The organism is Phycicoccus flavus, assembly GCF_004025965.2.
In the GTDB taxonomy this organism is placed as follows: domain Bacteria; phylum Actinomycetota; class Actinomycetes; order Actinomycetales; family Dermatophilaceae; genus Phycicoccus; species Phycicoccus flavus.
The window spans coordinates 776-6,545 of the sequence record NZ_SAYU02000112.1 but is presented as its reverse complement, the minus strand read 5'-3'; the positions used below and the strand labels follow the sequence as shown (position 1 = coordinate 6,545).

The window sequence follows — 5,770 nt, the reverse complement described above, 5'->3', positions numbered from 1 at the left end:
GCGTGCCCCCGGCAGGATTCGAACCTGCGACACCTTCTTTAGGAGAGAAGTGCTCTTCCCCTGAGCTACGAGGGCGGGAAAGACCGCCGACCAGACTACGGGAGGTGTCGAGGGGGGTCCGCGCCGCCGAGCCGGCGGCGTGCCGGACGGTAGGTTGGCCGGATGCGCCTGCCCTCCGTGCCCGGTCCGCGCGACGTCGTCGACGCGGTGTCCCGCACCGGCGACGCCGCCGAGTCCCTCCTGGCCGCCGTCCCCCGGGTCGTGGGCCTCCTCGGGGAGGCCGAGCAGCTGGTCGGCGACGCCCGGGCGCTCGTCCGGCGCATCGACCGCACCCGGGTGGCGGCCGACGAGGTCGTCGCTCGCACCGCGGCCACCGTCGACGCCGCGGAGGCCGTGCTCGTGCGCACCGCCTCGACCGTCGACACCGCCGAGGTGACGCTGGCCCGCACACTCGCCACCGTCGAGGCCGCGGAGGCGGTCCTCGCGCGCACGGTCGCGACGGTCGAGGCCGCGGAGGCGGTGTTGGCCCGGACGTCCGGCACGGTCGACGCCGCCGACGTCCTGCTCGTCCGCACCGGGGGGACCGTCGACGCCGCGGAGGGCCTCCTCGCCCGCACCGGGGGAACCGTCGACGCCGCCGACGGTCTGCTGGGACGCACGACCTCGACCGTCGACTCCGCCGAGGCGCTCGTGGCCCGCACGACGTCCACCGTCGACACCGCCGAGGCCCTCGTCGCCCGCACGAGCGGCGCCGTCGGGACGGCCGAGCCGCTGCTCGCGCGCGTCGCCGAGCTCACCGAGGCGCTGGCGCCGTCCCTCAAGACCCTCCAGCCCGTGCTGGAACGCCTCGCCGAGACGACCGAGCCGCACGAGGTCGACGCGCTCATCTCGCTCATCGACACCATGCCGGTCCTCGCCGAGCGCGTGCAGAACGACGTCCTGCCCGTGCTCACGACGCTCGACACCGTGGGCCCGGACATCCACGACCTGCTCGACGTGAGCCGCGAGCTCAACCTCATGCTCGCCAAGCTGCCGGGCATGGGCCTGATCAAGCGCCGCGTCGACGAGCAGCAGGCGTCCGACTGACCGCACCGGGTCGCCCGACCCGCCGTCCCGCGCCGGCCGCGGGGTCGGTGCCGCTCGGCATACTGCTCCGGTGACCATCCCGCGCGCCGTGGCCGCCGGCCCCACCGACCGGGCGGCGCTGCAGCGCCGCGTCGTGCGGACCCTCGTCAGCGCGCAGATGCTCGGCGGGATCGGCGTCTCCTCGGGCGCCGCGGTGGGCGCCCTGCTCGCCGAGGACATCTCCGGGTCGGCGACGTACGCGGGCCTCGGCAGCACCTTCCAGGTCCTCGGCGCCGCCCTCGTCGCCATCCCCATCGCGCAGGTGACGGCCGCCCGCGGCCGCCGCCCCGGCCTCGCCCTCGGGTACGCGCTGGCCGCGGTCGGCGCCGCCGGCATCCTCGTGGCGGCGGTCCTGCGCAGCTTCCCCCTGCTGCTCGTCTCGAGCTTCCTCTTCGGAGGCGCGGTGGCGTCCAACAGCCAGACCCGCTACGCCGCCGCCGACCTCGCGGCGCCGCAGCGACGCGGGCGGGACATCGGCGTCGTCGTCTGGGCGACGACGGTCGGCAGCGTCCTCGGCCCCAACCTCGTCGGGCCGGGCGAGCCGGTGGCCCGGGCGCTCGGTCTGCCGGTGCTCGCGGGCCCGTTCGTCTTCTCCCTGCTCGGGGCGGTGGCCGCCGTCGGGGTGCTGCTCGTCCTCCTGCGGCCCGACCCGCTCCTGGAGTCCCGACGTCGCGAGCCCGCGACCCACGACGGCGGCGCGGGTGCCGCCGCCGTGGCCCCCGTCCTCCAGGGCTCGGTGCTCCGGGGCCTGCGGGTGGTGGGGGCCGACCCGGTGGCGCGGCTCGGCCTGCTGACTCTCGCGCTCGGCCACGTCGTCATGGTGTCGGTCATGGTGATGACGCCGCTGCACATGTCCCACGGCGCCGCGGCCCTCGAGGTCATCGGTCTCGTCATCAGCATCCACGTCCTCGGGATGTTCGCCTTCTCCCCGCTCGTCGGGGCCGCCGTCGACCGGGTCGGGGCGCGGGCGGTGGCCCTCGTCGGGGCCGGGGTGCTGTCGGCGGCCACGCTGCTCGCCGCCGCGTCGCCGGTGGGGCAGTCCGCCACGCTCGTCGCCGGGCTGTTCCTCCTCGGGCTGGGCTGGTCGTGCACGCTCGTCTCCGGGTCGACGCTGCTCACCGGCGCTGTGCCCGTCGCGGAGCGACCCGGCGCGCAGGGCGCCGCGGACGTCGTCATGGGTCTCGCCGCGGCCGCGGGCGGCGCGCTGGCCGGGGTCGTCGTCGACCGGGCGAGCTTCCACGTCCTCGCGCTCCTGGCCCTCGGGGTGGCCGTCACGGTCGGGCTGCTCGCCGGCCTCACCCGCTCCGGACGGGTGTCCGCACCACCCGCCTGAGGGCGTCCGGGGCGGTGCTCCCGGGCCCCGCCGCGCCTCCCGGGCCGGGCCACCGGCCGTTGTTAGCCTGCTGCGGTGACTGCGAGCGGCCGGGCGCGCACGACGCGGGCCCGCCAGGGGACCGCCGACGTCGCGCCGGAGAACCCGAGACGGGGAGGACACCTGAGCGTGGCCCCGGACCGTGCCGACCGCCGCGCCGACCTCGTGGCCGAGGCGCGCGCCGGGTGGTCCCGCGAGCTCGTCGACCTCGGCGGGCCGAACACGCTGCTCTGGTACCGGGACCTGCCGACCGGGACGCTCGACCTCACCGCCGCGCACCTCGGCGCCCGCACCGCCGTCCTCTCCGGGGAGCGGGTGCGCCTCAGCGAGCTCGTCCGGGAGCCGCAGGCCTTCGCCGACGCCTGCCGGCGCGTCGAGCGCGTCCACGACACCGCCGCACACCTGGAGTCCCAGCACGGCATCCGCACCGCCTTCCTCGGCCTGGGCACCGCGTCGTGGACGGTCGTCCTGCCGAACGGCCGCGTGGCGCCCCGCGAACCCGCGGCACCGGTGTTCCTCCGGTCCTGCCGGACCCGGCCCGAGGACGCCCGCCGCCTGGACTGGGTGCTCGAGCCGGGCGCCGAGCTCGAGGTCAACCCCGCCCTGGTCCAGTACCTGCGCTCGGCGCACGACATCGCCCTCGACACCGCGCACCTGGAGCGGTTGGCCACGACCGGTGGCTCGGTGGACCCCTACGCCGCGTACGCCGCGCTCGCTGCCGCCTGCCAGGACGTGCCCGACCTGTCGGTCGACCCCCGCGTCGTCCTCACGACCTTCCCGTCCCACAAGGTCGCGCTCGTGGCCGACCTCGCCGCCCAGGCCGAGACCCTCGCCGGCCACGACGTCGTCGCCGCGCTCGCGGGGGTGCCCGACGCCCTGCCGGCGGTCTCGGTGGGCGCCGACGTCGGCGGGCTCGCCGCCGACCCGGACGCCGACGTCACCCCGCTGGACGCCGACGGTTCGCAGCTCGAGGCCGTCGCGGCGGTCCGCGCCGGGTCGCACCTGGACCTGCGCACCCCGCCCGGGACGGGGGCCAGCCAGACCGTCGCCAACCTCGTCGCCGCCCTGGCCGCCGACGGCCGCTCGGTCCTCCTCGTCTCCCCCCAGCGGGCCTCGGTCGAGGCCGTCCGCGACCGGCTGGCCGCGGCCGGCCTCGAGGACCTCCTGCTCGACCTCGCCGACGGTGGGCACGGCCGGGCCGCCGTCGTCCGGGACCTCGTGACGACGCTGGACCGGCGGGTCGACGAGGCCCGCCGGACCACCGGGACGAGCCGCCGCACCGAGCGCGAGGACGCCGCCGCCCGCCGCGGGCGCACGGAGGCCGCCGACCTCCTGGAGCGGCACCTCGCCGCGCTGCACGGCCGCCGCGAGCCCTGGGGCGTCACGCTGCACGCCGTCCAGGAGGAGGTCAGCCGCCTGTGCCTGCTCGACCCGCCGCCGCGCTCCCGGGTGCGGGTCGCCGGGTCCGGGCTCGCCCGTCTCGACCCCGACACCCGGGACGCCGCCGCCGACACCCTCGTCCGTCTCGCCGGGCTGGCCGCCTGGGACGACGGGGGAGCGAGCGACCCGTGGTTCGGTGCCCGGCTGGCCGACGACGCCGAGGCGCAGGAGGCCCGGGAGCGCGTCGAGCGGCTGGCCGGCGGGCTCGTCGACGAGACCCGGCGCACGCTGGCCGACGTCTTCCGCGGCGTCCACCTGCCCGCCGCCCCGACCGTCCTGGACTGGCAGCGGGTGCTGACGACCGTCGGCCAGGTCCGCGACACCCTCGAGGTGTTCCGGCCGGAGGTCTTCGACATCCCGCTGCGAGACCTCGTCGCGGCGACGGCCCGCCGCTCCGAGCGGCGGCGCGCCGGGAGCGACCTGCGCGTGCTCGAGCGGTGGCGGGTCCGCCGACAGGCACGCTCCCTGCTCCGGCCGGGCCGACCCCCCACGGACCTGCACGGTGCGCTGCAGGAGGCCGACGCCCAGCGGGACGCCTGGCGCGAGCTCGCCGGGTCCGGGGGCCGTCCGGAGATCCCCGTCGAGCTGGACCGCGCCCGCCTCGCCCACGACACCCTGCTCGAGGACCTGGAGTGGCTCGACCGGCACCTGCCCGACGACGGCTCGCCCCGGCTCGTCGAGCTCGACCTTGCCGCCCTTCGGCGTCGCGTCTCGACGCTGGCGGCCGCCGTGCCCCGGCTCGGTCCGGCGCCGCGGATCCGGGCGGCGCTGGACCGGCTCGCGACCTACGGCCTGCTGCCGCTCGTCGAGGACCTCCGCGCCCGCCGGGTCCCCGCCGACCGGGTGGGCACCGAGACGTACTGGGTGTGGTGGTGCTCCCTCGCCGACGAGATCGGGGAGCACGACGACCGCGTCGCCGGGCACGACGCACAGGCGCTGACCGCCGCCGTCGAGACCCTCGTGCGGGCCGACCTCGACGCGCTCGCCGCCCGGCCCGCCCGGATCCGCAGCGCCGTCGCCGAGGAGGCCGCCAAGGCCCTGCGCGCCGCCCCCGCCGAGGAGGCGGTGCTGCGCGAGGACGCGACCCGGTCCGGCCGGCCACGGCCGCTGCCGGAGCTCGTGCGGGCGGCGCCCCGGCTCGCGACCGCCGTCCGGCCGTGCTGGGCGATGAGCCCGCTCGCCGTGCCGTCGGTCCTGCCGCCCGGCGAGCTGTTCGACGTCGTCGTGGTCGAGGACGCCTCCCGCGTCTCGCCCGCCGAGGCCGTCCCGGCGCTCTCCCGGGCGCGCCGCGTCGTCCTCGTCGGCGACCCGCTGCAGCTGCCCCCCGCGCCCTTCACCGTCTCGGCCGGCGCCGACGCTCCCGAGGACGTCGACGGCCGGTCCGTCCAGGACGTGCTCGACGGGATGCTGCCCGTCCGCACCCTGTCCTGGCACTACCGGGCCCTCGACGAGCGGCTCGTCTCCTTCGTCCGGGACGAGCTGTACGACGGCCGGGTCGTCACCTTCCCCGGCGCCGGCCGGGACCCGGTGGTGCGGCACGTCCCCGTCGACGGCGTCGGCATCGCGCCCGCGGGCCAGGGTGCGGTCGAGTCCACCGACGCCGAGGTCGACCGGGTCGTCGGGCTCGTCCTCGAGCACGCCCGCTCCCGCCCGGACCGCTCGCTCGTCGTGCTCGCGCTCTCACCCGGGCACCGCCGGCGGGTCGAGGAGGCCCTGCGCGGCGCACTGTCGCGGCTCGGGCCGCACGAGCTCGCCTTCTTCAACGAGACCCGACCCGAGCCCTTCGCCGTCCGCGAGCCCGCCACCGTCCAGGGCCAGGCCTGGGACGACGTC

General features: G+C 77.8%; 3 protein-coding genes and 1 tRNA gene. 3 read left to right on the top strand and 1 reads right to left on the bottom strand.

Going from position 1 to position 5,770, the window contains the following annotated elements; translation table 11 throughout:
- Positions 1 to 3: 3 nt before the first annotated feature.
- A tRNA-Arg gene (locus EPD83_RS19550) sits at positions 4 to 75 on the bottom strand.
- Between the two features lie 87 nt (positions 76 to 162).
- On the opposite strand from EPD83_RS19550, the gene EPD83_RS19545 reads away from it, so the two are divergent.
- The 3 genes from EPD83_RS19545 to EPD83_RS19535 all read left to right on the top strand — a co-directional run.
- A complete protein-coding gene (locus EPD83_RS19545) occupies positions 163 to 1,086 on the top strand; it encodes a hypothetical protein (RefSeq protein WP_165567032.1) in 924 nt (307 codons plus the stop codon).
- A 70-nt stretch (positions 1,087 to 1,156) separates the two neighbouring features.
- Positions 1,157 to 2,458: an MFS transporter gene (locus EPD83_RS19540; protein ID WP_235950745.1), complete on the top strand. Its 1,302-nt coding sequence runs from the start codon at positions 1,157 to 1,159 to the stop codon at positions 2,456 to 2,458.
- A 168-nt stretch (positions 2,459 to 2,626) separates the two neighbouring features.
- Positions 2,627 to 5,770: DEAD/DEAH box helicase (locus EPD83_RS19535; protein WP_205859630.1), on the top strand; the 3,144-nt coding region annotated here is incomplete at its 3' end.

Bases quoted from the DNA above. Each gene is read 5' to 3' on its own strand.
- EPD83_RS19545 (WP_165567032.1), top strand. From the start codon at position 163: ATGCGCCTGCCCTCCGTGCCCGGTCCGCGCGACGTCGTCGACGCGGTG.